This window comes from Pseudomonas wadenswilerensis, assembly GCF_900497695.1.
Taxonomy (GTDB): domain Bacteria; phylum Pseudomonadota; class Gammaproteobacteria; order Pseudomonadales; family Pseudomonadaceae; genus Aquipseudomonas; species Aquipseudomonas wadenswilerensis.
Genome location: NZ_UIDD01000005.1, coordinates 1 through 25,167, shown reverse-complemented (window position 1 = coordinate 25,167; position 25,167 = coordinate 1). Strand labels below are relative to the sequence as shown.

Genomic DNA, 25,167 nt, shown 5'->3' with positions numbered 1-25,167 from the left:
CTTGTCGCTTGTAGCTTGAATCTGCTGTCAAGCGCCCTTGAGCGCCTTGATCTTCTGGTTCAAACCCTCAAGCGTCTGCTCGCCCATCAACTGCTCCCTTACCTTGCCCTTGTCATCGATGATGTAGGTCACCGGCAAGGCTTCACTACGCGGCAGTTGGTAACGCTCGGCCGGGTCGCTGGCCAGCACCGTGAAGCCGATGCCCAGCGCTTCGCTGGCCTTTTTCAGGTCTTCTCCCTGCAGGCCGTCGAAGTTCACCCCGAGCACCTGCACGCCCTGCCCCTGCCATTGCTTGGCAGCAGCGTTGAGTTCGGGAATTTCTATGCGGCACGGGCCGCACCATTCCGCCCAGTAGTTGAGCACCAGCCAGTGCCCTTCAATCTGCTCGGCTTTCACTGCCTGGCCGTGCTGGTCCAGACCGTAATCTGCACCGCATCCGCCGAGCAACAGGCTCGCGGTGATGGCCAGTGCTGCTGCCAAACGCCTTGTCATGGGTCAATCCTTCTCGAAGATTCAAGCAAAATGCGAAGTCGCTGCGGTTAGAATAGCCGCCACACCCTGCTGGATGCGACCCGAACATGACTGACCTGACCCTCTATCACAATCCGCGCTGCTCCAAATCCCGTGGCGCCCTCGAGCTGCTCGAAGCCCGCGGCCTGGCCCCGACCGTGGTGCGCTACCTGGAAACCCCGCCGACTGCCAGCGAACTCAAGGCCCTGCTCGGCAAGCTGAACATCAGTGCACGCCAGCTGCTGCGCAGCGGTGAAGACGAATACAAAACGCTCAACCTGGCCGACGCCAGCCTCAGCGAGGCGCAGTTGATCGAAGCCATGGTCCAGCACCCCAAGCTGATCGAGCGGCCAATCCTGATTGCCGGCGATAAAGCCGTGATCGGCCGGCCACCGGAGAAGGTGCTGGAGATCCTGCCGTGAGCGCGCCGTACATCCTGATCCTGTTCTACAGCCGTCACGGCTCGACCAGCGAGATGGCCCGGCAAATTGCCCGCGGCGTCGAGATGGCCGGCCTGGAAGCGCGCATCCGCACCGTACCGGCGATTTCCACCGAGTGCGAAGCGGTAGCCCCGGACATCCCCGATACCGGCGCGCTGTACGCTACCCTGGACGACCTGCGCCATTGCTCGGGCCTGGCCCTGGGCAGCCCGACGCGCTTTGGCAACATGGCCGCGCCGCTCAAGTACTTCATCGACGGCACCAGCAGCCTGTGGCTGAGCGGCGGCCTGGTCGGCAAGCCGGCGGCGGCGTTCACCTCCACCGCCAGCCTGCACGGCGGCCAGGAATCGACCCTGCTGTCGATGCTGCTGCCGCTGATGCACCACGGCATGCTGATCATGGGCCTGCCCTACAGCGAGTCGGCGCTGCTGGAAACCCGCGGCGGCGGCACCCCTTACGGCGCCAGCCACCATGCCGGTGCCGACGGCAAGCGCGATCTGGATGCCGACGAAATCGCCCTGTGCCGCGCCCTTGGCCAGCGCCTGGCGACCACCGCCAACCTGCTGGAGAACGGCCGTGGCTAAAAAGCCCAAGGTGCTGCCCCCGATCGCATGGCTGACGCCGCGCCTGCGCCTGACCCGGGCGCTGAGCCTGGCGAGCTTTTTCGGCCTGATCGCCTTGCTGACCCTGAACAACCTGCTGTTCGCCGACCTGCACGGTGCGCGGGTCGGGGTGATCCTGGCGATTGAACTGGTGCCGCTGGTCCTGCTGTTGCCAGGCATGCTCCTGGGCAACGCCCGCGCCCACGCCTGGACCTGCTTTGTGGTCAACCTGTACTTCATCAAGGGCGTGCTGGCCGCGTTCGACCCGGCCCGGGCACTGTTCGGCTGGCTGGAAGTGGCGATCAGCCTGGCGCTGTTCGTCAGTGCCCTGCTGTATGTGCGCTGGCGCTTTCAGTATGAGCGGCGGCTGGCGGGGGAAGGTTCGAACTAAGAGTTGAATCCATCGCTGGCAAGCCAGCTCCCACAGGGTTTTGTGGGAGCTGGCTTGCCAGCGATGATGGCACCACCGATCTCAGTGGTTGACGGTATGCGCCAGCATCACCGACAGCTGGCACAACGGCCGCCCACTCTCGGCATGCCACTGATTGAAGGCATCCTGCACCAGGGCCAGATCGCGCTGGCTGGTCGGCGGCTTGTCGATGATGTCCTGGGCGATCAACGCCGCAGCCATGTCATTGGTGGGGATGAACGTGTCCTTGCCGCACATGCGCAAGAAGCGCGGCGCCGACAGCCCGCCCAACTGGTTGCCATGCTTGGCCAGGTACTTCCACAGGCTGACGATATCGGTCACCGGCCAGTCGGCGATAAACGCACCGAAACTGCCGAATTCCTTCTCGATATCGAGGATCATCTGCGCATTGCGCGGCACGCTCTTGAGCTTGCCCAGGTGGCGGATGATCCGCGTGTCCTGCATCAGCCGCTCCAGGTGCTCGGCGCCCATCAGCACGACCTTTTCCGGGTCGAAGCCAAAGAACACCTGCTCGAAGGCCGGCCATTTGGCGTCCACCAGGCTGTGCTTCAAACCGGCGCGAAACACCCGCAGGGCCAGGGTCGACAGGTAACGGTCGGCGCCGATCGCGCGCAACTGCTCGGGGCTTTTCGCCTGGGGCAGGTGCGCTTCGAGGGCGGCGGCCGAGCCGAAGCGGTTCAGGCAGTACTCATGCAGCCAGTGGTAATCGCGCATGGCCGTCAGATGTTCAGCACGTCGACAAAGCGCGGGGTGGCGGTCTCGTCGATCTTCAGGCTGGTGAAGTCGAACAGGTTGCGGTCAGCCAGTTGCGACGGCACCACGTTCTGCAGGCCACGGAAGATGTTCTCGGTACGCCCCGGGGTCTTGCGCTCCCACTCCACCAGCATGTCCTTGACCACCTGACGCTGCAGGTTTTCCTGCGAGCCGCAGAGGTTGCACGGGATGATCGGGAATTCGCGCATGTCCGAGTAGGCCTGGATGTCCTTCTCGCTGCAGTAGGCCAGCGGGCGGATCACCACGTTGCGCCCGTCATCGGCACGCAGCTTGGGCGGCATGGCCTTGAGGGTGCCGTTGAAGAACATGTTGAGGAAGAAGGTCTCGACGATGTCGTCGCGGTGATGCCCCAGGGCCATCTTGGTCGCGCCGATCTCGTCGGCGAAGGTGTACAGGGTACCGCGACGCAGGCGCGAGCACAGCGAGCAGGTGGTCTTGCCTTCCGGGATCAATTCCTTGACCACCGAGTAGGTGTCCTTCTCGACGATGTGGTACTCGACGCCAAGCGTCTCGAGGTAGGCCGGCAGCACGTGCTCGGGGAAGCCCGGCTGCTTCTGGTCCATGTTCACCGCAACGATGTCGAACTTGATCGGCGCCACTTTCTGCAGGTGCAGCAGAACATCGAGCATGGTGTAGCTGTCTTTGCCGCCGGACAGGCAGACCATGACCTTGTCACCGTCTTCGATCATGTTGAAGTCGGTGATGGCTTCGCCGGCGAGACGACGCAGGCGTTTTTGCAGTTTGTTCTGGTTGACCGAAAGGGTGCCCATAGCGCTTGGAATCCGCGAGGTGTGACAAAAGCCGAACATTTTACCCTTAAACCGCAGGTGGGCGTAGGCCAATCCGATAAAGACTGCATTGTGATTAAGCAGGCCCCTGACAGCGCGATTTGCTCTAAAAAGCCGGCTTTGTGCGGCGAACGCCTTTCTATACTGCGACATAAGGCCACACAAAGGTGACCTCCAACCTCTGGCCCAGACTTGGGGCCGCAAGCGCTCCACTGGGGGGCGATGGCAACAACGAAGGAGTGACCGGCATGATCCATCACGTTGTTGGGCTATTTACCCATCCCGATCAGGAATGGAAAGAAATACGCGGTGAAGAAGAAAGCATCAGCCACATGTACCTGACCCACACGCTGATCCTCGCCGCGATCCCGGCGATCTCGGCGTTTATCGGTACCACCCAGGTCGGCTGGGTCATTGGCGATCGCGCCCCGGTCATGCTGACCCAGGAAAGCGCACTGTGGATGACCATCATGTCCTACCTGGCCATGCTCGGCGGCGTGGCGGTGATGGGCGCGTTCATCCACTGGATGGCCCGCACCTACGACGCCAACCCCAGCCTGGCGCGCTGCATTGCCTTTGCCACCTACACCGCAACGCCGCTGTTCATTGGCGGCCTGGCGGCGCTGTACCCGCACCTGTGGCTGGGCATGATCGTCGGCACCGCCGCGGTGTGCTACACGGTTTATCTGCTGTATGTCGGCCTGCCGACTTTCATGAACATTCCTTCCGATGAGGGCTTTCTGTTCTCGAGTTCGGTACTGGCGGTAGGGCTGGTGGTGCTGGTCGCCATCATGGCCTTTACCGTGATTGTCTGGGGACTGGGCGTGGGGCCCGTCTACACCAACTAACCCAAACCATTAGAATCAACGGCAACATAGGTGCAACAACCTTCAGGCCGCCGCAAGGCGGCCTGATGCTGTGCGCTGACAGGTGGCTCGGCAGCGCCGCCGCGGTTGCGGCATAATTATCGGCCAGGAGTGTTCCCCGATATGCCCGAACTGCTCAAATCCCGCGTCGAAACCTGTTACCAGCAAGCCGAAACCTTTTTCAAACGCCCCTTCCCGCGCCCCGAAGTCAGCTTCAAGCTGCGCGGACAGAAGGCCGGCGTCGCGCACCTGCACGAGAACCTGCTGCGCTTCAACCTGCAGCTGTACCGCGAGAACAGCGACGACTTCCTCAAACAGACGGTGCCCCACGAGGTCGCCCACCTGGTTGCGCACCAGCTGTTTGGCGACCGCATCCAGCCCCATGGCGAGGAATGGCAATTGATCATGCGCGGCGTGTACGAGCTGCCGCCGCACCGTTGCCACAACTACGCGGTCAAGCGCCGCACGGTGACCCGCTATATCTACCGCTGCCCCTGTGCCGGCAGCGACTTCCCGTTTTCGGCCCAACGCCACAGCCTGGTGCGCCAGGGGCGGCGGTACCTGTGCCGGCGCTGCCGCAATACCCTGGTGTATAGCGGCGAGACCCGGGTGGAGTAAAAGCATCGCGGGGCAAGCCCGCTCCCACCCCATCTGTAGGAGCGGGCTTGCCCCGCGACGAAGCCCCCCCGCAGACACAAAAAAGCCCATCCGAAGATGGGCTTTTTGCGTTACGCAGCCTGCCTGTTAGCGAGCAGGACCTTCAGCCACGCCCAGGTCATCCATCGGACGGGTGTCAGTCAGTGGCGAACCACCGGAAGCCAGCTCGGCCTGCAGCTTGTCTTCGTCCAGCTCGTTGACCCACTTGGCCACGACCACAGTGGCCACGGCGTTACCGATCAAGTTGGTCAGGGCGCGGGCTTCGGACATGAAGCGGTCGATGCCGAGGATCAGCGCAAGGCCGGCAACCGGCAGATGGCCAACAGCCGACAAGGTCGCGGCGAGCACGATGAAACCACTACCGGTAACGCCCGCAGCACCTTTGGAAGCCACCAGCAGCACCAGTAGCAGGGTGATCTGGTGGGTGATGTCCATGGTGGTGTCGGTCGCCTGGGCGATGAACACGGCGGCCATGGTCAGGTAGATCGAGGTACCGTCGAGGTTGAACGAGTAGCCGGTCGGGATCACCAGGCCTACCACGGATTTCTTCGCGCCCAGACGCTCCATCTTGGTCAGCATGCGTGGCAGCGCCGACTCCGAAGAAGAAGTACCCAGAACGATCATCAGCTCTTCACGGATGTAGCGGATCAGCTTGAGGATGCTGAAGCCGTGGGCGCGGGCGATGCTGCCGAGCACCACCAGGATGAACAGCACGCAGGTGACGTAGAAGCAGATCATCAGCTGGCCCAGTTGCACCAGCGAACCGACGCCGTACTGGCCGATGGTGAAGGCCATGGCACCGAAGGCACCGACTGGCGCCAGCTTCATGATCATGTTGATGATGTTGAACATGACATGGGCGAAGCGGTCGATCAGGTCCAGCAGCGGCTTGCCGTAGGCACCCAGGCGATGCAGGGCGAAGCCGAAGATCACCGAGAACATCAGCACTTGCAGGATATCGCCGTTGGCGAAGGCGCCGACCACGGTGTTGGGGATGATGTTGAGCAGGAAGCCCACGGTGGTCTGCTGCGCGCCGGCGGCGGCGTAAGCGGCCACACTGCTGGCGTTCAGGGTGCTGACGTCGATGTGCATGCCGGCGCCAGGCTTGACCACGTTGACCACGACCAGGCCGATGATCAGGGCGATGGTCGAGACGATTTCGAAGTAGAGCAGCGCGTAGCCACCGGTCTTGCCGACCGATTTCATGTTCTGCATGCCGGCGATGCCGCTGACCACGGTGCAGAAGATGATCGGGGCGATGACCATTTTGATCAGTTTGACGAACCCGTCACCCAGCGGCTTCAGGGCCACGCCGGTTTCAGGGTAGTAATGGCCCAGCAGGATACCGATGGTGATCGCTACTAACACCTGGATATACAGCGATTTGTACAGTGGCTGACGCGTCGTCATGGCTAATTCCTCAAGGGTACCGGCCCATCCTTCCCAGGATGCGGGGTACCTAAAGCGCGAACCCTCCTGCACTGGAGGGATTTGTTGTGTCGAGCTGCCTGGCAGAACTCTGATGAGTCCATAGCAAGCCCGATGCCAAAATGCGCTTTAACGGTGCAAGCCCCGGTTTTACGGGGCTGCAATGCACAACGAGGTTGCAGGTTGACGCGATGGGGTTGGCGGTTTTCCGCACGCCACGGAAAAGAATCCGACAATGATGGCGGTAATCCGCCTAGGTATTTCTTTCCAACTCGAAGCGAATGCGAAAGGCAGCACCGCCCAGTGGCGAGTCATCGAGGGTCAAGGTCGCGTCGTAGCTTTCGATGATGTCCTTGACCACCGCCAAGCCAATGCCCTGCCCCGGGTTCTGCCGGTCGAGACGCTCGCCACGCTGCAGGATGCGCTCGCGCTGATCGGGCGGCACACCCGGGCCGTCGTCCTCGATACACAGCACCACCTGCGTTTCGCCCGCCTGCAGACTGATGCGCACCTGGTTCAGGCACAGGCGGTAGGCGTTTTCCAGCAGGTTGCCAAGCAGTTCGAGCAAGGCGCCCTGCTCCACCGGCACCATCGCATTCGCCGGCACATCCACACTGATGTGCACGTGTTTGTCGCGATAGACCTTGGCCAGGGTGCTGCACAGGCTGTCGAGCAACGGCCGCAACTGCACCTGGTGGCGCACCAGGCCGCTCTTGCGCAGGCTGGCGCGTTGCAGCTGATAGTCGATCTGCTGGCTCATGCGTTCGATCTGGCTTTGCAGCACCCGCGCCTGTTCACGGTCTTCGCGGCGCTGGGCCATGCTTTCGCTGACCCCCTGGAGCACGGTCAGCGGGGTTTTCAGGCTGTGGGCCAGATCGCCCAGCGAATCGCGGTAGCGCCGGCGCTGCTCACGCTCGCTGCGCAGCAGGCGGTTGAGCGAGTCGGTCAGGCGCAGCAGTTCACGCGGATGCTCGCCGCTCAGGCCTTCGCGGGCACCGGATTCGACATCATCGAGTTCGCGGCTCATCTGCCGCAGTGAACGCAGGCCCCAGGTCAGACCGGCCCAGAGCAGCACCAGCAAAGCCAGCAACGCTGCGCCAAAGCCCAGGTAGAGCTTCTCACGCAGGCCATCGAGGGTGTGCTGGTATTCGCGCAGCGGCTGCAGGGCAACGATGCTGAAGGCGGCGGTCTTGCCGCCGAGCAGCTTGACCTCGACGTCATAGACGAAGAACTCCTCGCCATCGTCCTGGCGAATTCGCGCGAATTCGTTGCCACGGCCGTCGTAACGCGGGGTGTAGTTGATGTTCTCGTCCGCCGTGGCCCGAGAGCGCCACACCAGGTTGCCCTGGCGGTCGTAGATGTAGCCGAGCAGGCGGCTGTCGGGCAGGTTGAATTTCTCGTCGGGCAACAGCACCGGCATCTGCAGGTTGCCGCCCTCGATGCGCGCGGCGGAAATCAACGTGGTGACGTCCGACGCCAGGCGCTGCTCGATCGACTCCTGCAAGGCCAGGCTGAAGGCCTTCTGCAAGGCCGGCAGCAAGCCGAGCATGAACAGCAGCGCCAGCACCGCGGCCGCCAGCATCAGACGCAGGCGTAGCGAACGGATCATCGGCAACGCTCGGTGAACAGGTAGCCCAGGCCACGCACGGTATCGATCGGCTTGAAGCCGTTGCTGCCCTCAAGCTTGCGCCGCAAACGGCCGACCAGCACCTCGATGACGTTCGGATCGCGCTCGTCATCGTCCGGATACAGCTGCTCCATCAAGCGGTCCTTGGCCACCACCTGCTGGTGATGACGCATCAGGTATTCGAGGATGCGGTATTCATAGGCGGTCAGCGCCAGGGGCTGTTCGTCGAGGGTTGCCTGCTTGCGATTGAGGTCAAGCACCAGGGGGCCTGCGGCGATGGTCGACTGGGTAAAGCCGCTGGAGCGGCGCAGCAAGGCGTTGAGGCGGGCTTCGAGCTCTTCGAACTGGAAGGGTTTGACCACATAATCGTCGGCGCCGGCGGCCAGGCCTTCGACCTTGTCCTGCCAGTTGCCGCGGGCGGTGAGGATCAGGATCGGGAAGCTCTTGCCCTGGGACCGCAACTGGCGGATCAGGTCGAGCCCGCTCATGCCCGGCAGGCCCAGGTCGATCACCGCCAGGTCATGATTGAACTGCTCGGCCTGGTACAGGGCCTCCTCGGCATTGGCCACCGCTTCGACCACATGCCCGCTTTCCGTCAAGCGGCTGTACAAGTGATGACGCAAAAGTGCTTCATCCTCGACCACCAGCAGTTTCATACGCTCCTCCAGACCCGTGCCGGCCTTCATTGGCCAGTCAGTTTTGTAGACCGAATGCAGAATAACAGCGAACCGGCCGTGCGCATGCAGGCCGGTTCGGACATCGCCAGGCGACTTAGAACGCGTAGTTGGCCGACAGGTAGGTCTGGGCGCTGCTGTTCAGGCGCAGGCTGCCGACTTTCGGACCATCATGTTCGGACAGCTCGGTGCTGGCGTTGCTGCGCAGGTAACGGTAGCCCAGTTCCACCGAGGCATTGTCGCTGACTTGCTGCAACACGCCGGCTTGCAGGCCGATGGCGTAGCCGGTGTCGGTGTCGCGGCTGTAGCCGGAGGACTCCATGCTCATCTTGGTCAGGCCGGCGCTGGCGCCACCGAACAGCTTGGTGGTGCTGCCCAGCGGGTAGAACAGGTCGTAGCTGCCCAGCAGGTTTTCCTGGCGCACTTTCAGGCCGCTGTGGTCGTTGGAGACGTTGTCGTAGGTGAGGTAGTAGCGGCCCTGGTCGTTCATCTGGCCGACGCGGATGCCGTAGGTGCTGTCCTTGCTGATGATGCCGTCGGTGTTCAGGTGATCAGTGTTGCGGGTCAGCAGGCCGGACTTTTTCATCTTGTCGCTGGTCTGACCATAGGTGACGCCGGCGAAGGTGGTGTCAGCGGCCTGGGCGGCGGCGCTGGCGCCAAGGAAAGCAACGGTGAGCAGCAGGGTGTTGAGCTTTTTCATCGTGTGGTACTCCAGGTGATGCACTGTGTTGGTGTGGAAGCTAGAGTAAGCAAGCCGTCCTGAACCGCCGCTGAACCCAGGCTGAACCTCGGCTGAACAGCTGCACTGAGTGCAAAACCGACTGCAAGTAAGGAGTACGACCATGCGTTGTCTGCTCGCTCTGGCCCTGATCGGTGCCGCCAGCCTGGCCCAGGCGGCGGTGCAAACCCGTGAGATCCCCTACCAGGACGCCGACGGCAAGCGCCTGGTCGGCTACTACGCCTACGACGACGCCGCCGAGGGCAAGCGCCCGGGCGTGGTGGTGGTGCATGAATGGTGGGGGCTCAACGACTATGCCAAGCGCCGCGCCCGCGACCTTGCCGGGCTTGGCTACAGCGCCCTGGCCATCGACATGTATGGTGACGGCAAGACCACCGAGCACCCGGCCGATGCCCAGGCCTTCATGGCCGCCGCGCTTAAAGACCCGGATGCGGCGGCCGAGCGCTTTGATGCCGGGGTTGAGCTGCTGAAGATTCAGCCGCAGACCGATACCACGCAGATCGCCGCCATCGGCTACTGCTTCGGCGGCAAGGTGGTGCTCGACGCCGCGCGCCGCGGCGAAGCGCTGGCCGGTGTGGCCAGTTTCCATGGTGCGCTGGTGACCAACACGCCGGCGACGCCGGGCAGCGTCAAAGCCAAGGTGCTGGTCGAGCACGGCGCCAAAGACAGCATGGTGACGCCGGAGCAGGTGGAGAAATTCAAGGAAGAAATGGACGCGTCCGGGGCGAGCTATGAGTTCGTCAGTATTCCCGGAGCCAGGCATGGTTTTACCAATCCGGATGCCGACCGCCTGAGCCATGGCGGGCATGGCGGACCGGATATTGGCTATAACAAGGCCGCAGATGAAAGCTCGTGGGCGGATCTGCAGGCGTTCTTCAAGAAGATCTTCAAGTAAACCGAACACGGTGAAGCACTCTGTGGGAGCTGGCTTGCCAGCGATGTGGCCGGTGCAATCGACGCAGAATGCACTGCCTGAATCGCGAGCGCGTTGCGCTCGATCGCTGGCAAGCCAGCTCCCACAAGAACGGCCCGTGCAAGGTATCTGGTCAGCCCTCCCGCACCACGGCACAATAGCGGCCATGAATCGACTGCCCACCTGCTGCGCCCCGCTCCTGCACCACTGGCCCCTGCCGCGTCCGGTCCCCGGCGCGATTCTGGTCAGTTGCCCGTTCGACCCGGCCCTGCTCGCCAGCGACGACTTCAGCCGCGCCGGTATCGAACAGACCGCCAGCCTGCAACGCTCGGTGGCCAAGCGCCAGGCCGAGTACCTGGCTGGCCGGGTGTGCGCCCGCGCGGCCTTGATGCAGCTCGATGGCCGCGACTATGTCCCGGGCACTGACGAAGACCGCGCCCCCATCTGGCCGGCCGGTATCAGTGGCTCGATCACCCACGGCAAAGGCTGGGCCGCCGCGGTGGTGGCGCGCAACAGCGATTGCCAGGGCCTGGGCCTGGATCAGGAAAGCCTGCTCAGCGACGAACGCGCCGAGCGCCTGGCCCGGGAGATTCTCACCGAAGCCGAAATGCAGCGCATGAACCCCAGCCAGGTGGGCCTGAGCGTGACCCTGACCTTCTCGCTGAAAGAAAGCCTGTTCAAGGCGCTCTATCCGATCGTCAGGCAGCGCTTCTATTTCGAGCACGCCGAAGTGCTGGAGTGGTCCGCCGACGGCCATGCGCGCTTGCGTCTGCTGACCGACCTGTCGGCGCAGTGGCACCACGGCCGCGAGCTGGAAGGGCAGTTCTGCCTGCAGGATGATCAACTGTTGAGCCTGGTCAGCGTCTGAGCTTCAGGGCAGTAGCGGGCAGTGCTCGCAATGCCCGACCCAGTCGACCTTGTAACTCAGGCAGCAGGTACGCCGCCGACGCCGGCCCGCAGCATCCTGGCTGACAGCGGCATACAAGGGGCTGCCGGGCGTTTGCAGCAGCACCTGCAATCCTGAGCTGTCCCCCCTGCCTTGCAGCGCCTGATCCAGGCAATCGCCGGCATTGCCCCACAACACCGCCATCGAAACCGGTCCCAGCTCGGCCAGGCGCACAACCAACGGTTGCAGATGCTCAGCGAACAGGTCCTGGCACGGTGTTGCTTCGGTGACCAGCGTGACCGGCAAACCGCGCGCATCCACCTGCACCGCGGTATCGCTGAAAGCCGACAAGGGTTCGCCCTCGCCCAACATCCGCCAGACCAGTGCGAAGTAATACTTCGACCACTGCGACACCAGCACCGGCCGTTGCGCAGGCATCAACTGGGGGCCATAAAGCGCCAGCAGCAGAGGGTCGAACCGTGCTTGGTCGAGCAAAGCCTGCAGGGCAATCGGCGAACTCATGCGCCGTCCTGATTGCGCGGCCAGTTCAGGCTGAAGCAGGCGCCGCCCAGGCGCTCGCTGTGCCCCACTGACGCTCGCCCGCCATGCCAATAGATGATCCGCCGCACGATCGACAAGCCCAGGCCATGCCCGCCCGAAGCGCGGGTGCGGCTGTCATCGAGGCGGGTGAAGGGGGTGAAGATGCGCTCCCAGACGCTTTCCGGCACGCCGGGGCCATCGTCCTCGACATCGATCCGGCAACGCTGCAGACCCAACTGATAGCTGAGGCTGACCTGCGATTCGGCGTGGCGCATGGCGTTGCTGACCAGGTTTTGCAACGCCCGGTGCAGGTAGCGCGGCTCGGCCTCGACCCACGGTCCCTGCCCGTCCGGGCCTTTTTCACCGCCCTGGCACGGGCCACGCAGCACCCGCACCTCGCGGCGCAGCGGCGCCAGTTCAGCGATCACCTGGTCGAGCAAGGCATCCAGGTCGACCCGCTGGAAATGCAGGGCCGGCGCGCCCTGCTCCAGGCGCGCGTAGGTGAGCATCTCATCGACCAGCTTGTCCAGGTCCTGGATATCGCCATCCATGCCGGTCAGGTACTTGTCCCGGGCCTGGTCATTGCTGGCGCTGGCGATCATTTCCAGGCCAAAGCGCAGGCGCGCTACCGGCGTGCGCAGTTCGTGGGACACCGCCCGCACCAGCTCGCGCTGGATGGTCAGCGAGCGCTGCAGGTGTTCGGCCATGCCATTGAACGCCGCGGCCAGGCGCCCGACCGAATCGGCGTCGTCGGCGGCTACGCGGGTTTCCAGGCTGCCCTGGGCAATCAGCGTTGCGGCGGCTTCAAGCCCGGACAGGCGCCGTTCCAGCTGGCGCACCAGCAGGTAGACGATCAGGCCGATCAGGCACAGGCCCAGCACCGCAATCAGCACCAGCAGTTGCGGCGGATAGGGGTTCATCTGGTACAGCGGGCCGATTTCCAGCACCCAGGGCGTACCGACCAGGCCGGCGAACACACGGATCGAGTTGCCGTCCTTGCCCAGGGCCATCACCGTGTCGCCTTCGTCGATGCGTCGGCGCTGGTCTTCGTCCATGTTGGTCTGGCTGACCCGCTGCAGGCGCAGGTCGAAGCCAAAACCCTTGCTCTGCTTGAGTGCGGCCAGGCGCTGGGGCTGCTCGGCCACCGGGTAGCGCACCAGCTCATCGGCCAACAGGTAGATAGTGGCACGGGCCAGTTGCTCGCTGATCTGCTGCACTTCGCCAACCAGCAGCAAATCCTGGTCACCGACCTGACGCAGCACCTTGGCCGCGTGCGGGCCGGTCTTCTCGACCAATACCTGGCCGCGCTGCAACTGGCTGCGCTGGCTGCCGTCGAGGGCAGTGCTGCTCAGCACCTGCAACTCCAGCGGAATCCCCAGCAGGCGCTCCCAGATCAGCAGGGCGCGCTTGCGCTCGACAGCGTCCAGTGGCGCCAGGTTGTCAGCCATCAGGGTAAAGGTGCCGTGGGCTAGGCGCTCGCGGTACTGGCCGGCGCGCACCTCGTTGAGCAGATGCAGGCTGAGCACGCCCAGCACCGCCACCAGCACCAGGGCGGCGAGCATGCCGCCATAGATGCGCAGGAAGATCGAGTTCATTGCACCTGGCCCATGGCTTCGGCCGCTTCGCGGACGAACAGGTAACCTTTGCTGCGGATGGTCTTGATCATCCGCGGGTGCTCCGGGTCGTCGCCTATTTTCGGACGGATGCGCGAAATACGCACATCAATGGAGCGGTCCTGGCCGTCATAGCCGACGCCGCGCAGGGAAGTGAAGATCTCTTCGCGCGACAAGGTGCGCCCGGCGTTGCTCACCAGCAGCCATAAAAGGTCGAATTCGGCGCTGGTCAGTTCGATACCGCTGTCGTACAGCCAGGCCTCGCGCAGGGTGTTGTCGACCCGCAGCGGGCCGAACTGCAGGGCTTGCAGCGCTTGCGCCTCAGCCGGCGCCTCGCTGCGGCGCAACAGGGCATTGATGCGTGCCAGCAGCAAGCGCGGGCGCACCGGCTTGCATACGTAGTCGTCGGCGCCCAGGTCCAGGCCCTGGATCTGATCAAGGTCGTCGCTGCGCGCGGTCAGCATCAGGATCGGCCCGGGGTACTGTTGGCGCACCTTGCGGCAGATGCTCAGGCCGTCCTCGCCGGGCAGCATCAGGTCGAGGATCACCAGGTCCGGCTGCTCGGCAATAATCCGCGCCGCCGCCCGGGCGCCATCGCCCTCCACTTCCACGGCAAAGCCATTGGCCTGCAGGTATTCACGGGTCAGGTCGGCCAGCCGCTGGTCATCCTCGACGATCAATACCCGACTGCTCTGCTCCACGGCTCACCTCAACAGCTTGTTGTTATAAAGAGTGCCCACTTCACCAAAAGGCAACATTGGCCCCGGATACTACGTCGGGCACCCGCGCCTGCCAACCGCCGTTGCAAGCGGTTAAAAACCTGCGGGAAAGCCGCTCGGACAAGCCGATTTTTTGTGATAGGGTTCGCGCCCGCAAAATCGGCCTGCGGCCTTAAGACCTGCGAAAAAATCGGTGACAGCCGGTCATGCCGCGCTAAGACGCGGCCTACAAGGGGTTGAGTGAAATCACTCACAAAATACGCACAAGTTATCCACAGACCCCGACCTTGCATTACCCCCAAGACCGCATTATCTTGTATCCCCAGCGAAACAAAACACTACATCTTGGGGTTTCCTGAAAATCCCAAGCACAAGTCAAGCAGAGAACTCAAGCCCTCAACGGGTAGATTTTTTGCTTGAATTTTAGAAGAGATCAGCAGCCAAACCGCTCCTGCGGAGGCGACCGGTGCAAACCCCTGGAGGGTGTTGTTTCGGGTACGGGTGAGGCCAACGGCACACCCGACAGCAACAGTTTTGAGTCGTAGATTCAAGACCTTTGACTTCGGCCAGGGAGCGGCAAGCATTTGCCCTAATTCCTGAACTGTCCCGAAGTGAGTATGCCCGACCTGTGCGGCATGCCGGAACTCTCGTTCCTGCGCGCCCTCGGGGTCGGTTGTTGAGCTTTCGGACGGAACGGTTGGCGCTCACCAAGCGCCTAAACATACTTAGAGAACGTGGAGACACCCATGCAAACCGACACAACTCGCGAGAACCCGCAGGCCAAGGCGCCGCAGGCCGCTGATTCGAACCAGGATCTGGCTGCCACCGCCCCGGGCCAACTGCGCGTGATCAAGCGTAACGGCACTGTCGTCGCCTACACCGATGACAAGATCACCGTGGCCATCACCAAAGCGTTCCTCGCAGTTGAAGGCGGCACCGCTGCCGCCTCGTCGCGCATCCACGACACCGTTGCCCGCCTGACCGAACAGGTCACCGCGACCTTCAAGCGTCGCATGCCTTCGGGCGGCACCATCCACATCGAAGAAATCCAGGACCAGGTCGAACTGGCTCTGATGCGTGCCGGCGAGCAGAAAGTCGCCCGTGACTACGTGATCTACCGCGACCAGCGTGCCAAGGAGCGTGCCACCCGTGGCCACGCCGAAGACGCCAGCGTCCAGCCGCACCCAAGCATCCGCATCACCCTGGCCGACGGCAGCCTGGCGCCGCTGGACATGAACCGCCTGAACACCATCATCAGCGAAGCCTGCGAAGGCCTGGCCGAAGTCGATGGCGAGCTGATCCAGCGCGAAACCCTGAAGAACCTCTACGACGGCGTGGCCATCACCGACGTCAACACCGCCCTGGTGATGACCGCCCGCACCCTGGTCGAGCGTGAGCCGAACTACTCGTTCGTCACCGCCCGCCTGCTGATGGACACCCTGCGCGCCGAAGGCCTGGGTTTCCTCGAAGTTGCCGACAGCGCCACCCACCACGAGATGGCCGACCTGTACGCCAAGGCCCTGCCTGCCTACATCGCCAAGGGTGTCGAGTTCGAACTGCTGAACCCTGCTCTGGCCGACTTCGACCTGGAAAAACTGGGCAAGGCGATCAACCACGAGCGTGACCAGCAATTCACCTACCTGGGCCTGCAGACCCTGTACGACCGCTACTTCATCCACAAGGATGGCGTACGCTTCGAGCTGCCTCAGGTGTTCTTCATGCGCGTGGCCATGGGCCTGGCGCTGGAAGAGAAAGAAAAAGAAGCCCGTGCCATCGAGTTCTACAACCTGTTGTCGTCGTTCGACTACATGGCTTCGACCCCGACCCTGTTCAACGCCGGTACCCTGCGTCCACAGCTGTCGAGCTGCTACCTGACCACCGTGCCGGACGACCTGTCGGGCATCTACCACGCGATCCACGACAACGCCATGCTGTCGAAATTCGCCGGTGGCCTGGGCAACGACTGGACCCCTGTGCGCGCACTGGGCTCCTACATCAAGGGCACCAACGGTAAATCCCAGGGCGTCGTACCTTTCCTGAAAGTGGTCAACGACACCGCCGTCGCCGTTAACCAGGGTGGCAAGCGCAAGGGCGCTGTCTGTGCCTACCTGGAAACCTGGCACCTGGACATCGAAGAATTCATCGAGCTGCGCAAGAACACCGGTGATGACCGTCGTCGTACCCACGACATGAACACCGCCAACTGGATCCCTGACCTGTTCATGAAGCGCGTCTTCGATGACGGCAAGTGGACCCTGTTCTCGCCATCGGAAGTGCCAGACCTGCACGACCTGACCGGCAAGGCCTTCGAAGAGCGCTACGAGTACTACGAAGCCCTGACCGAGTACAACAAGATCAAGGTGTTCAAGACCATCCAGGCCAAAGACCTGTGGCGCAAGATGCTCTCGATGCTGTTCGAGACCGGCCACCCATGGCTGACCTTCAAGGATCCGTGCAACCTGCGTTCGCCGCAGCAGCACGTGGGCGTGGTCCACAGCTCGAACCTGTGCACCGAGATCACCCTGAACACCAACAAGGACGAGATCGCGGTCTGCAACCTGGGCTCGATCAACCTGCCGAACCACATCGTCGATGGCAAGCTGGACACCACCAAGCTGCAACGCACCGTCAACACCGCCGTGCGCATGCTCGACAACGTGATCGACATCAACTACTACTCGGTGCCGCAAGCGCGTAACTCGAACTTCAAGCACCGTCCGGTCGGCCTGGGCATCATGGGCTTCCAGGACGCGCTGTACCTGCAGCACATCGCTTATGGCTCCGACGCTGCCGTCGAGTTCGCCGACAAGTCGATGGAAGCGGTCAGCTACTTCGCCATCCAGGCTTCCTGTGACCTGGCCGACGAGCGTGGCGCCTACGAGACCTTCCAGGGCTCGCTGTGGTCCAAAGGCATCCTGCCGCTGGATTCGCAACAGATCCTGATCGAAGCCCGTGGCCAGAAGTACATCGACGTCGACCTGAACGAGACCCTGGACTGGGCACCGGTGCGTGCCCGTGTACAAAAAGGTATTCGTAACTCGAACATCATGGCCATCGCGCCGACCGCGACCATCGCCAACATCACCGGCGTATCGCAGTCCATCGAGCCGACCTACCAGAACCTGTACGTGAAGTCGAACCTCTCGGGCGAATTCACCGTGATCAACCCGTACCTGGTTCGCGACCTGAAAGCCCGCGGCCTGTGGGACTCGGTCATGATCAACGACCTGAAGTACTACGACGGTTCGGTGCAGCAGATCGAGCGCATCCCGCAAGAGCTCAAAGACCTCTACGCGACTGCCTTCGAAGTGGAAACCAAGTGGATCGTCGACGCCGCCAGCCGTCGTCAGAAGTGGATCGACCAGGCCCAGTCGCTGAACCTGTACATCGCCGGCGCCTCGGGCAAGAAGCTCGACGTGACCTACCGCATGGCCTGGTACCGTGGTCTGAAAACCACCTACTACCTCCGTGCCCTGGCCGCGACCAGCACCGAGAAGTCGACCATCAACACCGGCAAGCTCAACGCCGTTTCCAGCGGTGGCGACAGCGCCCCGGTACAAGCAGCGCCAGCCGGCCCTGCTCCGGTACCGAAGGCTTGCGCGATCGACGAGCCGGATTGCGAAGCCTGCCAATAAGCGCCTGAAAGCTGGCCAGCTCTCCTGTGGGAGCTGGCTTTGCCAGCGATAGGGCCGGCCCTGCCGCCCTCTTCGCCAGGCCGAACAACAAGGTCGGGGCCACCCCGACCTCCCCCGAGGGCCTCAGCCCCGGGAAGCATTCCAAGTTTTTGCGTGCACCGCAGTACCAACCGCAAGCACCGCAACCAAGATCCACCGGCCATACTGATATGGCCCTCAAGCAGGAGACCCACCATGCTGAGCTGGGACGAATTCGATAAAGACGAAGGCGAAGAAGCCGCCAAAGGCACTACCGCCACTCAAGCTGCTGCCGCAGGCATCGACAAGCTCGACAACGCCGGCGGTGTTGCTGCCCTGGAAGCTCGCGCCGTAACTGCCGAAGACTCCGAAGCGGTCAAACGCGCCAAGGCTGCCCTGGACCAACTCGACATCGCCGAAGGCCTGGCTGAGCTGGAAGGTTCCGCTGCCCGTGTCGCGGTTGACGAAAAGCGCATGATCAACTGCCGCGCCGACCTCAACCAGCTGGTGCCTTTCAAGTACGACTGGGCCTGGCAGAAGTACCTGGACGGTTGCGCCAACCACTGGATGCCGCAAGAGGTCAACATGACCGCGGACATCGCCCTGTGGAAAAACCCGGAAGGCCTGACCGACGACGAGCGTCGTATCGTCATGCGCAACCTGGGCTTCTTCTCCACCGCCGACTCCCTGGTTGCCAACAACCTGGCCCTGGCTGTGTACCGCCTGATCACCAACCCCGAGTGCCGCCAGTACATCCTGCGCCAGGCGTTCGAAGAGGCGATCCACACCCACGCCTACCAGTACTGCATCGAATCGCTGGGCATGGATGAAGGCGAAATCTTCAACATGTACCACGAGATCCCGTCGGTCGCTAAAAAAGCCGCCTGGGGCCTGAGCTACACCCGCGCGATCTCCGACCCGGAATTCAACACCGGTACCGTCGAGACCGACAAAGAGCTGCTGCGCAACCTGATCGCCTACTACTGCGTCCTGGAAGGCATCTTCTTCTACTGCGGCTTCACCCAGATCCTGTCCATGGGTCGTCGCAACAAGATGACCGGCGTTGCCGAGCAGTTCCAGTACATCCTGCGTGACGAATCCATGCACCTGAACTTCGGTATCGACGTGATCAACCAGATCAAGATCGAAAACCCGCACCTGTGGGATGCCGAAATGAAGGAAGAAGCCTCGCAGATGATCCTGCAGGGCACCCAGCTGGAAATCGAATATGCCCGCGACACCATGCCTCGCGGCGTGCTGGGCATGAACGCAGCGATGATGGAGGACTACCTCAAGTTCATCGCCAACCGTCGCCTGTCGCAGATCGGCCTGAAGGAAGAGTACCCAGGTACCACCAACCCGTTCCCATGGATGAGCGAGATCATGGACTTGAAGAAAGAGAAGAACTTCTTCGAGACTCGGGTGATTGAGTATCAGACCGGTGGGGCGTTGAGCTGGGATTGATTTCCCTGTTCATGTTCTACAAGAAAAGGCTGCCGCTAGGCAGCCTTTTTTATTTGTCCTGCTCAAGCCTCAGCGAAACGCCCAAGTACAGTCTCGACAAAGCACCGAAGCTTGGCCGTGCGCTGACGGCTTGCCGTATAGAGCAAATGCATCTGCCGGCTCGGCGGCTGGTAGTCAGCCAGCACCCGCACCAGCTCGCCACTTTGCAGCGCCGGGCGCAGAAAGTCTTCCGGCCCCAGCACAATCCCGAAGCCATCCAGCGCCGCTGACATCAGCGCCCTGCTCTCGTTGACCTGCAAACGGCTGGCGACCTGCACCTTGTGCAGCGTATCGCCCTGGACGAATTGCCATTCACGGTCGGCTGGGCGCGACCAGTAGGCGTAGCCCAGGCATTCGTGCTGTTCGAGGTCGGCTGGCGTTCGTGGGGTGCCGTGGGCGGTCAGGTAGCGCGGCGATGCGCAGGTCACCAGCCGGTAGGGCGCAAGCGGCCTGGCGGTCAAGCTGGAGGTGCCCAGTGGGCCGATGCGAAATGCCACTTCGAAGCCCTCCTCTACCAGGTCGACGAAGCGGTCGGTCAGGTGCAGGTCGATCTCGACCTCGGGGTACAGGCGCAGAAAGTCGGTCACCAGCGGCATCAGGCTGTAGGAGCCGAAGGTGACCGGCGCACTGACCTTCAGCTTGCCACGGGGCGTTTCGTTCATGATCTGCGCCAGGGAGTCGGCCGCCTGCGCCTCGCTGAGGATGTGTTTGCAACGCTCGTAGTAGGCGCTGCCAAGCTCGGTCAGGCTCTGGCGGCGGGTTGTGCGGTTGAGCAGGCGCGCGCCCAGGCGTTGCTCCAGGGCAGCTACATGCTTGGCGACCATCTGTGGCGACATGCCCAGACGCAGCGCTGCACTGGCGTAGGAGCCCGCTTCGGCCGCCATCACAAAGGCGCCCATGCTGGTCAGGCGATCCATCATTCAACACTCCTGGTAACGACACTTGATCCAGACCGCTAATTTATCTCCATCTGGTTGCCAATCATCATAAACGCTCCTATCACGCAACGGAGCAAGGACATGCGTATCGGCATTATCGGGGCAGGTTTTATCGGTCGGGCAGTAGCGCAGCTGGCGCTGGCAGCCGGGCATGAGGTGATGCTCAGTAACTCACGTGGGCCGCAGACCATGAGCAGCGTGCGCAGCGGCATTCTGGGCTGCGAGGTGGGCAGTGCAGAAGATGCGGCACGGTTTGCTGAGCTGGTACTGGTGGCGATTCCCTTCGCGCACTACCGCAGCGTGCCCGCGCAGTGGCTGGAGGGCAAGATCGTCATGGACGCCAACAACTACTACCCGGACCGCGACGGTCAGTTTCCCCCGCTGGAGCGCTTCGAGACTACGACCAGTCGCCTGCTTGCCGAGCACCTGCCGGGTTCGCGGGTGGTGAAGGTGTTCAATGCAATCCTTGCCCAGGACCTGGAGAAAGACGCACGTGTCAGGGGTGCGGCAGATCGGCGTGCCCTGCCTATTGCCGGCGATGATGATGAAGCGAAGTCAGCGGTGAGCAAGTTGCTCGACGATCTGGGCTACGACGCCGTCGATGCCGGAGGCCTGGATGAAAGCTGGCGGTTCGAACGGGCCAAGCCGGCTTACTGCATCCCCTTTGATGTAGAGGGCTTGAAGCTGGCCCTGGCGCAAGCCGAGCGTGAGGTTGAAAAGCCCGAAGGTGCCTGGCGGCGTTGAATTGCAGCGCTCCAGTTAAATCTGATCCGTATTTTGCAGCACCATCTGCATCTGTTTCGGTAACAGCGCCAGAGCGAAAATACGCCTGCGCCCCGCTCTACCGGGCGCATTTCGCGGGTGCGGCCTGGCGCTGCACCGCAAAACCTCTATCTGGAGCGCTCAATGGGTAAGCTTGCATTCTTCGTCGTAGGGTTTCTGGTGCTGGCCATTGCGATTGGCGCACTCGGTACCATTTCTCCCCTGTAAACAACGCTGTTCTCCAACCTTCTGACTCAAGCCTCCAGCATGACGTTGACGATGGCGCCGCATCCGCCGCCAACCTGTGCGAAAATAGGGGGCTTTTGTTCATATGTTTGGAGATGTACAGCTTGGTAATGCACTACTCAACCAGCGGCGACGCAGTCGCTTGCGGTCGCGCCGGTAACAACCTCACCAGCACCTCCACCCCTGACCAGGTTTCCTGCAAGTCGTGTCAGCGGTCCCTGGTCAAGACGGAATCGCCTGCGTCGGCCAAGAAATCCACCCCGTCCCTGGCAGAGCTGCGTAAACAACGCATGGCCAAGGCCAGCCCCAGCCCCAGCACGTTCTGCTTCAAGGCCAGCTGGCGTGCACGCCTGAGCGCCCTGCCCGGCAGCAACCGCCTGCCCCGCGGCGTAGTGCCTCAGCGCTTCGTCTAAGCGCCCTTGCGAGGACACGTGGGGCCGACACCCGGCCCCACGTGATCTTGCCTTCACCGCGGCTGACGATACTCCTCCAGCCAGTGCTCCAGTTCGTCATCCATCCCGCAGCCGATCAGCACCCACAGCAACACCCGGCATTTGCGCGGGCACAAGAACCCCGCCATCAGCGCGCCCTTGCGTTGCAGGTCCATTTCCCCACCCTCGAAGCCATAGGTGTGGCGCGCCGTAGGACCGGAGCCGGTTCGCGAGGCGACAATGACCGGCATTCTCGTGACGATGTATCCCACGCATTTGGCCCATGCTGCCGGCACGTGCCCGGCGCCAAAGCCGGCGATCACCAGGCCTTCGTAACCCAGGCCGGCGACTTGCTCGAGCAGCAGGGTATCTGCGGCGAAATCAGCCTCCAGCAACGCCACACGCTGATCCAGGCGCCAGGGTTCGGGCAAGGGATGGCGAGGCCTGGCGGGCTTCAGATAGCAGGCGCGCCCCTCGATCAGCAACCCTTCGCAGCCGAAGTGCGGTGAGCTGAATGCTGCCATAGCCAGGCTCTCGGTTTTGCGCACATGTTCAGCGGCGTGGATCTGATCATTGATCACCACCAGCACGCCTCGTCCACGACTCTGCGAATCCAGCGCCACCTGCACCGCCGCCAGCAGATTGGCCGGGCCATCGGCGCCGGGCTCGCTGGCCGCACGCATGGCGCCGGTCAGGATCAATGGCGCGTCAAAGGGCCAGAGCAGTTCGAGAAAGTACGCCACTTCCTCCAGGGTATCTGTGCCCTGGGTCAGCACCACAGCGTGTGCGCCCTCTTCCACCTGGGCTTTGGCCCAGTACAAGACATCGATCAGTTGAATGAACGACAACGATGCACTGGGCAGCATCTGCAGGGTTTTCGCCGAGATGCGCGCAAGGCTTGCAAGCTGCGGCGCGTCGGCCAGCATCTGCGTGCTGTCCAGGCCCGGAGTGACACCTTCGCCAGCTGCTGCCTGGAGCATGCTTAGGGTACCGCCGAGGGTTCCTATGGCTAGTGTGGGCAGGGTCATGCGTCACCTCCTGCAACCAGGCTGATGAAGGGGAGAACTAGCAAAGTGGAAATAGCCATAGACAGCACATTACCGATGAAGCCATGCATATGACTTGGCAGGCGCTGGCTGATAGAGGCCGCCAACGGTGGAGCCACAAGGGCTCCCAAGACCGCACTGAGCCCGACCACCTGCCAGTTGCCGCCGAAGGTCAGCACGGCGGCCGGGACAACTGAGACGATCGGGATATAGGTTGGATACCAGCCCTGGCGCATCCATTGCCTACGCCAGATCAACACGCCGACAAAGGATGCCAGTGCTTGCCCTGTCACTATTTCCACTACCAGCTGTGAGCCGTACGCAGGGCCAGTGGGTGACAGGATGTAGGCCAGCAATACGCCCAGCAACAAGCCGAGGCTCGCCAGTTCATTGCCGAAGAACGGTGCTTCACTGAAGTCGGCCAGCACCCGGCGCAACGTCCAGGTGATGCCGTAATCGGTTTGGATCTGGCCGAGCGCTTGTGGGGTGTAGCCCGACGCGGTTGACCTCACCAGCAGCGGAAATCGGCGGATCAAGATGAACGCCAGGACACTGGCAACCGCCATGCCGCCGACATTGCCGACTACCACTGGCAGCTTCAAGGGATAGCACAGGTAGTTGACCAACAGCAGGCTGGCTGGCGTGACCAGCAAAGCGCCCATCAGCGCGCCATTGAAAGCCACCTTCCAGCCCGCACCGAACACCAGCACCATGGCCGCCGGCAGCGAAACGAAAGCCACGAAGGTTGGTTGCCAGATGCCACTGTTCAAGGTCCAGCCCCATAGCGCATGGCTGAACCACAACCCCAGCAGCGAACTGGTCACCAGCCACGGCCACAAGCCCGTGCCGTAACAGATGGCGAAGCCTTGCCAACGCTTGCCGTTGCGGTTGGCCCAATGAGCCAGGGCCGCGCCCGCCAGCAAGCCCAGTGCCGGCAACTCATGCTTGTAGAAGGCCGCTTCACTGATATCACCGATGACCCAGCGCAAACGCGCCAAGGGCTCGCCAAGATTGGCCATCATGTGCGCATAGTCTGGCCACTGGCCAATCCAGGCGTCGGCGCGGCCGCTGATAACTTCAAGCAGCACCGTGGTGACCAACGACACCGTCAGGCACAACAACAGCAAAGGCCAGAAGGTGGAACGGGAGGTTTTGATTGAGTTGTCCATCCCCCCTCCTTAGCGCGGCAAGGCTGGGTGCAGGTCATAACCGAGCATCGAGCCGTAGAGGTCGGTCCGTCCCCAGTTGTTCAGGCTAGGGCCGTCCGCCAGAGCTTCGGCGTGAGCCCAGGCTTCGGCGCGGGTATTGAAGCTGTAGCCGGTGTTGGTCAGTTCAGGCAGGACTATCAGATTGGCGCCCTCACGAACCGCTTGTTCGGCGAGCTGCAGGCCATGGCAGAGGTTGTTGTCGCAGTGTTCAAGACCCACCTGCGGGTCGAACTGGATGACTGCGACGCGGGCGGGACTGATCGGGGCGGCATTTGCAGACATGGGCGTTGGCCTTCTTATCGTTATGGGAGGGACGCCAGTTAAGCGGACACTCGGCTAGATAAGACAGTCAGGCGGGTCTGAAGCTACTGTGGGAGCGGGCTTGCCCCGCGATGCGATGTGGCTGACAGAAGGGGATCGCGGGACAAGTCGAGGCATCGCACCGCCGCTCCCACAGTGGCAAATGCCAGAAAGACAAAACCCCTACCTGCGTACGCAGATAGGGGTTTCGGAATTTAATCTTGACGATGACCTACTCTCACATGGGGAAACCCCACACTACCATCGGCGATGCATCGTTTCACTGCTGAGTTCGGGATGGGATCAGGTGGTTCCAATGCTCTATGGTCGTCAAGAAATTCTGTTGCCAGAAGGTCTTGTTAGACACTCCAGCGAATCGGGTATGTGATGTTTGTGAGTTACAAATTCTCGGCTTTGCAGTCTTCACTACCGCAATTTGGCCTGCTCTTTATTTAGGAGCAGCAAATTGCTTGGGTGTTATATGGTCAAGCCTCACGGGCAATTAGTATTGGTTAGCTCAACGCCTCACAGCGCTTACACACCCAACCTATCAACGTCGTAGTCTTCGACGGCCCTTCAGGGAGCTCAAGGCTCCAGTGAGATCTCATCTTGAGGCAAGTTTCCCGCTTAGATGCTTTCAGCGGTTATCTCTTCCGAACATAGCTACCCGGCAATGCCACTGGCGTGACAACCGGAACACCAGAGGTTCGTCCACTCCGGTCCTCTCGTACTAGGAGCAGCCCCTCTCAAATCTCAAACGTCCACGGCAGATAGGGACCGAACTGTCTCACGACGTTCTAAACCCAGCTCGCGTACCACTTTAAATGGCGAACAGCCATACCCTTGGGACCGGCTTCAGCCCCAGGATGTGATG

24 protein-coding genes, 2 rRNA genes and 1 pseudogene are annotated in these 25,167 nt (G+C 62.3%); 11 read left to right on the top strand and 16 right to left on the bottom strand.

Annotated elements, in window-relative coordinates; genetic code table 11:
* Positions 1-27 precede the first annotated feature (27 nt).
* Positions 28-492, bottom strand: a complete 465-nt coding sequence (locus CCOS864_RS07345) for a TlpA disulfide reductase family protein (RefSeq protein WP_115085723.1) — start codon at positions 490-492, stop codon at positions 28-30.
* Positions 493-578: 86 nt separating this feature from the next.
* Between CCOS864_RS07345 and arsC the strand changes: the two genes are divergently transcribed.
* Genes arsC through CCOS864_RS07330 form a run of 3 tightly spaced genes read left to right on the top strand, consistent with a single transcriptional unit; the run spans position 579 to position 1,943 of the window.
* Positions 579-932 carry an arsenate reductase (glutaredoxin) gene (gene arsC, locus CCOS864_RS07340; RefSeq protein WP_115085722.1) on the top strand — a complete coding sequence of 118 codons (354 nt, stop codon included), beginning with the start codon at positions 579-581 and terminating at the stop codon, positions 930-932.
* Positions 929-1,534 carry an NAD(P)H:quinone oxidoreductase gene (wrbA, locus tag CCOS864_RS07335; protein ID WP_115085721.1) on the top strand — a complete coding sequence of 202 codons (606 nt, stop codon included), beginning with the start codon at positions 929-931 and terminating at the stop codon, positions 1,532-1,534. The genes arsC and wrbA overlap by 4 nt, the downstream gene beginning before the upstream one ends.
* Positions 1,527-1,943, top strand: coding sequence for a DUF2069 domain-containing protein (locus tag CCOS864_RS07330; RefSeq protein ID WP_115085720.1), 417 nt, complete (start codon positions 1,527-1,529; stop codon positions 1,941-1,943). The genes wrbA and CCOS864_RS07330 overlap by 8 nt, the downstream gene beginning before the upstream one ends.
* An 81-nt stretch (positions 1,944-2,024) precedes the next feature.
* Here CCOS864_RS07330 and CCOS864_RS07325 read toward each other — a convergent pair whose 3' ends face one another.
* Positions 2,025-2,696 (bottom strand): DNA-3-methyladenine glycosylase I, encoded by a 672-nt coding sequence (locus CCOS864_RS07325; RefSeq protein ID WP_115085719.1) that lies wholly within the window; start codon positions 2,694-2,696, stop codon positions 2,025-2,027.
* Positions 2,697-2,701: 5 nt separating this feature from the next.
* Positions 2,702-3,526: a tRNA 2-thiocytidine(32) synthetase TtcA gene (gene ttcA, locus CCOS864_RS07320; protein WP_115085718.1), complete on the bottom strand. Its 825-nt coding sequence runs from the start codon at positions 3,524-3,526 to the stop codon at positions 2,702-2,704.
* Between the two features lie 266 nt (positions 3,527-3,792).
* Between ttcA and CCOS864_RS07315 the strand changes: the two genes are divergently transcribed.
* Complete coding sequence (locus tag CCOS864_RS07315; protein WP_010220386.1) at positions 3,793-4,392, top strand: Yip1 family protein; 600 nt, start codon at positions 3,793-3,795, stop codon at positions 4,390-4,392.
* 141 nt (positions 4,393-4,533) lie between these two features.
* Positions 4,534-5,028: a SprT family zinc-dependent metalloprotease gene (locus CCOS864_RS07310; protein ID WP_115085717.1), complete on the top strand. Its 495-nt coding sequence runs from the start codon at positions 4,534-4,536 to the stop codon at positions 5,026-5,028.
* A 126-nt stretch (positions 5,029-5,154) separates the two neighbouring features.
* Here the strand turns inward: CCOS864_RS07310 and CCOS864_RS07305 are convergent, their stop codons facing one another.
* From CCOS864_RS07305 to CCOS864_RS07290, 4 genes are all read right to left on the bottom strand, one after another.
* Positions 5,155-6,477, bottom strand: coding sequence for a dicarboxylate/amino acid:cation symporter (locus CCOS864_RS07305; protein ID WP_010220388.1), 1,323 nt, complete (start codon positions 6,475-6,477; stop codon positions 5,155-5,157).
* Positions 6,478-6,748: 271 nt separating this feature from the next.
* Entirely contained in the window at positions 6,749-8,104 is a 1,356-nt protein-coding gene (locus CCOS864_RS07300; protein WP_115085716.1) for an ATP-binding protein, read from the bottom strand.
* Entirely contained in the window at positions 8,101-8,778 is a 678-nt protein-coding gene (locus CCOS864_RS07295) for a response regulator (RefSeq protein ID WP_010220390.1), read from the bottom strand. Before CCOS864_RS07295 ends, CCOS864_RS07300 begins: the two co-directional genes overlap by 4 nt.
* A 115-nt stretch (positions 8,779-8,893) precedes the next feature.
* Positions 8,894-9,496, bottom strand: a complete 603-nt coding sequence (locus tag CCOS864_RS07290) for an outer membrane protein (RefSeq protein ID WP_115085715.1) — start codon at positions 9,494-9,496, stop codon at positions 8,894-8,896.
* Positions 9,497-9,638: 142 nt separating this feature from the next.
* On the opposite strand from CCOS864_RS07290, the gene CCOS864_RS07285 reads away from it, so the two are divergent.
* Both CCOS864_RS07285 and CCOS864_RS07280 read left to right on the top strand, forming a co-directional pair.
* Complete coding sequence (locus CCOS864_RS07285; protein ID WP_115085714.1) at positions 9,639-10,430, top strand: dienelactone hydrolase family protein; 792 nt, start codon at positions 9,639-9,641, stop codon at positions 10,428-10,430.
* 184 nt (positions 10,431-10,614) lie between these two features.
* Positions 10,615-11,316 carry a 4'-phosphopantetheinyl transferase family protein gene (locus CCOS864_RS07280; RefSeq protein ID WP_115085713.1) on the top strand — a complete coding sequence of 234 codons (702 nt, stop codon included), beginning with the start codon at positions 10,615-10,617 and terminating at the stop codon, positions 11,314-11,316.
* 3 nt (positions 11,317-11,319) lie between these two features.
* Here the strand turns inward: CCOS864_RS07280 and CCOS864_RS07275 are convergent, their stop codons facing one another.
* The 3 genes from CCOS864_RS07275 to CCOS864_RS07265 are packed head-to-tail and all read right to left on the bottom strand — an operon-like array spanning position 11,320 to position 14,188.
* On the bottom strand, positions 11,320-11,856 hold the full coding sequence (locus CCOS864_RS07275; protein WP_115085712.1) for an IucA/IucC family C-terminal-domain containing protein: 537 nt from the start codon (positions 11,854-11,856) through the stop codon (positions 11,320-11,322).
* Positions 11,853-13,469 carry an ATP-binding protein gene (locus CCOS864_RS07270; RefSeq protein WP_115085711.1) on the bottom strand — a complete coding sequence of 539 codons (1,617 nt, stop codon included), beginning with the start codon at positions 13,467-13,469 and terminating at the stop codon, positions 11,853-11,855. The genes CCOS864_RS07275 and CCOS864_RS07270 overlap by 4 nt, the downstream gene beginning before the upstream one ends.
* The gene (locus CCOS864_RS07265) at positions 13,466-14,188 is read right to left on the bottom strand and encodes a response regulator (protein WP_115085710.1); all 723 of its coding nucleotides are present in this window, start codon (positions 14,186-14,188) and stop codon (positions 13,466-13,468) included. Before CCOS864_RS07265 ends, CCOS864_RS07270 begins: the two co-directional genes overlap by 4 nt.
* A 764-nt stretch (positions 14,189-14,952) precedes the next feature.
* Here CCOS864_RS07265 and CCOS864_RS07260 point away from each other — a divergent pair.
* Positions 14,953-17,841 carry a ribonucleoside-diphosphate reductase subunit alpha gene (locus tag CCOS864_RS07260; RefSeq protein WP_115085709.1) on the top strand — a complete coding sequence of 963 codons (2,889 nt, stop codon included), beginning with the start codon at positions 14,953-14,955 and terminating at the stop codon, positions 17,839-17,841.
* 234 nt (positions 17,842-18,075) lie between these two features.
* Positions 18,076-19,323 (top strand): ribonucleotide-diphosphate reductase subunit beta, encoded by a 1,248-nt coding sequence (locus tag CCOS864_RS07255; protein WP_115085708.1) that lies wholly within the window; start codon positions 18,076-18,078, stop codon positions 19,321-19,323.
* Between the two features lie 62 nt (positions 19,324-19,385).
* Here the strand turns inward: CCOS864_RS07255 and CCOS864_RS07250 are convergent, their stop codons facing one another.
* On the bottom strand, positions 19,386-20,282 hold the full coding sequence (locus tag CCOS864_RS07250) for a LysR family transcriptional regulator (RefSeq protein ID WP_208644359.1): 897 nt from the start codon (positions 20,280-20,282) through the stop codon (positions 19,386-19,388).
* Positions 20,283-20,381: 99 nt separating this feature from the next.
* Here CCOS864_RS07250 and CCOS864_RS07245 point away from each other — a divergent pair, with 99 nt between their 5' ends.
* Together CCOS864_RS07245 and CCOS864_RS07240 are read left to right on the top strand one after the other, a co-directional pair.
* Entirely contained in the window at positions 20,382-21,044 is a 663-nt protein-coding gene (locus tag CCOS864_RS07245; RefSeq protein WP_115085707.1) for an NADPH-dependent F420 reductase, read from the top strand.
* 374 nt (positions 21,045-21,418) lie between these two features.
* A complete protein-coding gene (locus tag CCOS864_RS07240) occupies positions 21,419-21,721 on the top strand; it encodes a hypothetical protein (protein WP_115085966.1) in 303 nt (100 codons plus the stop codon).
* 53 nt (positions 21,722-21,774) lie between these two features.
* On the opposite strand, the gene CCOS864_RS07235 is transcribed toward CCOS864_RS07240, so the two are convergent.
* The 5 genes and pseudogenes from CCOS864_RS07235 to CCOS864_RS07215 all read right to left on the bottom strand — a co-directional run.
* Positions 21,775-22,767: an asparaginase gene (locus tag CCOS864_RS07235; RefSeq protein ID WP_115085706.1), complete on the bottom strand. Its 993-nt coding sequence runs from the start codon at positions 22,765-22,767 to the stop codon at positions 21,775-21,777.
* On the bottom strand, positions 22,764-23,954 hold the full coding sequence (locus CCOS864_RS07230) for a hypothetical protein (RefSeq protein ID WP_115085705.1): 1,191 nt from the start codon (positions 23,952-23,954) through the stop codon (positions 22,764-22,766). Before CCOS864_RS07230 ends, CCOS864_RS07235 begins: the two co-directional genes overlap by 4 nt.
* A gap of 72 nt (positions 23,955-24,026) precedes the next feature.
* A pseudogene (locus CCOS864_RS07225) lies at positions 24,027-24,275 on the bottom strand (nitrilase-related carbon-nitrogen hydrolase); the annotation flags it as partial.
* A gap of 237 nt (positions 24,276-24,512) precedes the next feature.
* Positions 24,513-24,628 (bottom strand): 5S ribosomal RNA (gene rrf / locus CCOS864_RS07220).
* A 146-nt stretch (positions 24,629-24,774) separates the two neighbouring features.
* A 23S ribosomal RNA gene (locus CCOS864_RS07215) occupies positions 24,775-25,167 on the bottom strand; the annotation flags it as partial.

What these genes read in the sequence shown, in the direction of transcription:
- arsC (WP_115085722.1), top strand. Translation starts at nt 579, where the DNA reads ATGACTGACCTGACCCTCTATCACAATCCGCGCTGCTCCAAATCCCGT.
- CCOS864_RS07280 (WP_115085713.1), top strand. Translation starts at nt 10,615, where the DNA reads ATGAATCGACTGCCCACCTGCTGCGCCCCGCTCCTGCACCACTGGCCC.
- CCOS864_RS07255 (WP_115085708.1), top strand. Translation starts at nt 18,076, where the DNA reads ATGCTGAGCTGGGACGAATTCGATAAAGACGAAGGCGAAGAAGCCGCC.
- CCOS864_RS07315 (WP_010220386.1), top strand. Translation starts at nt 3,793, where the DNA reads ATGATCCATCACGTTGTTGGGCTATTTACCCATCCCGATCAGGAATGG.
- CCOS864_RS07325 (WP_115085719.1), bottom strand. Translation starts at nt 2,696, where the DNA reads ATGCGCGATTACCACTGGCTGCATGAGTACTGCCTGAACCGCTTCGGC.
- CCOS864_RS07235 (WP_115085706.1), bottom strand. Translation starts at nt 22,767, where the DNA reads ATGACCCTGCCCACACTAGCCATAGGAACCCTCGGCGGTACCCTAAGC.
- CCOS864_RS07240 (WP_115085966.1), top strand. Translation starts at nt 21,419, where the DNA reads ATGCACTACTCAACCAGCGGCGACGCAGTCGCTTGCGGTCGCGCCGGT.
- CCOS864_RS07275 (WP_115085712.1), bottom strand. Translation starts at nt 11,856, where the DNA reads ATGAGTTCGCCGATTGCCCTGCAGGCTTTGCTCGACCAAGCACGGTTC.
- CCOS864_RS07285 (WP_115085714.1), top strand. Translation starts at nt 9,639, where the DNA reads ATGCGTTGTCTGCTCGCTCTGGCCCTGATCGGTGCCGCCAGCCTGGCC.
- CCOS864_RS07290 (WP_115085715.1), bottom strand. Translation starts at nt 9,496, where the DNA reads ATGAAAAAGCTCAACACCCTGCTGCTCACCGTTGCTTTCCTTGGCGCC.
- CCOS864_RS07260 (WP_115085709.1), top strand. Translation starts at nt 14,953, where the DNA reads ATGCAAACCGACACAACTCGCGAGAACCCGCAGGCCAAGGCGCCGCAG.
- CCOS864_RS07230 (WP_115085705.1), bottom strand. Translation starts at nt 23,954, where the DNA reads ATGGACAACTCAATCAAAACCTCCCGTTCCACCTTCTGGCCTTTGCTG.
- CCOS864_RS07310 (WP_115085717.1), top strand. Translation starts at nt 4,534, where the DNA reads ATGCCCGAACTGCTCAAATCCCGCGTCGAAACCTGTTACCAGCAAGCC.
- CCOS864_RS07305 (WP_010220388.1), bottom strand. Translation starts at nt 6,477, where the DNA reads ATGACGACGCGTCAGCCACTGTACAAATCGCTGTATATCCAGGTGTTA.
- CCOS864_RS07270 (WP_115085711.1), bottom strand. Translation starts at nt 13,469, where the DNA reads ATGAACTCGATCTTCCTGCGCATCTATGGCGGCATGCTCGCCGCCCTG.
- CCOS864_RS07245 (WP_115085707.1), top strand. Translation starts at nt 20,382, where the DNA reads ATGCGTATCGGCATTATCGGGGCAGGTTTTATCGGTCGGGCAGTAGCG.
- ttcA (WP_115085718.1), bottom strand. Translation starts at nt 3,526, where the DNA reads ATGGGCACCCTTTCGGTCAACCAGAACAAACTGCAAAAACGCCTGCGT.
- CCOS864_RS07300 (WP_115085716.1), bottom strand. Translation starts at nt 8,104, where the DNA reads ATGATCCGTTCGCTACGCCTGCGTCTGATGCTGGCGGCCGCGGTGCTG.
- CCOS864_RS07345 (WP_115085723.1), bottom strand. Translation starts at nt 492, where the DNA reads ATGACAAGGCGTTTGGCAGCAGCACTGGCCATCACCGCGAGCCTGTTG.
- CCOS864_RS07250 (WP_208644359.1), bottom strand. Translation starts at nt 20,282, where the DNA reads ATGATGGATCGCCTGACCAGCATGGGCGCCTTTGTGATGGCGGCCGAA.
- CCOS864_RS07295 (WP_010220390.1), bottom strand. Translation starts at nt 8,778, where the DNA reads ATGAAACTGCTGGTGGTCGAGGATGAAGCACTTTTGCGTCATCACTTG.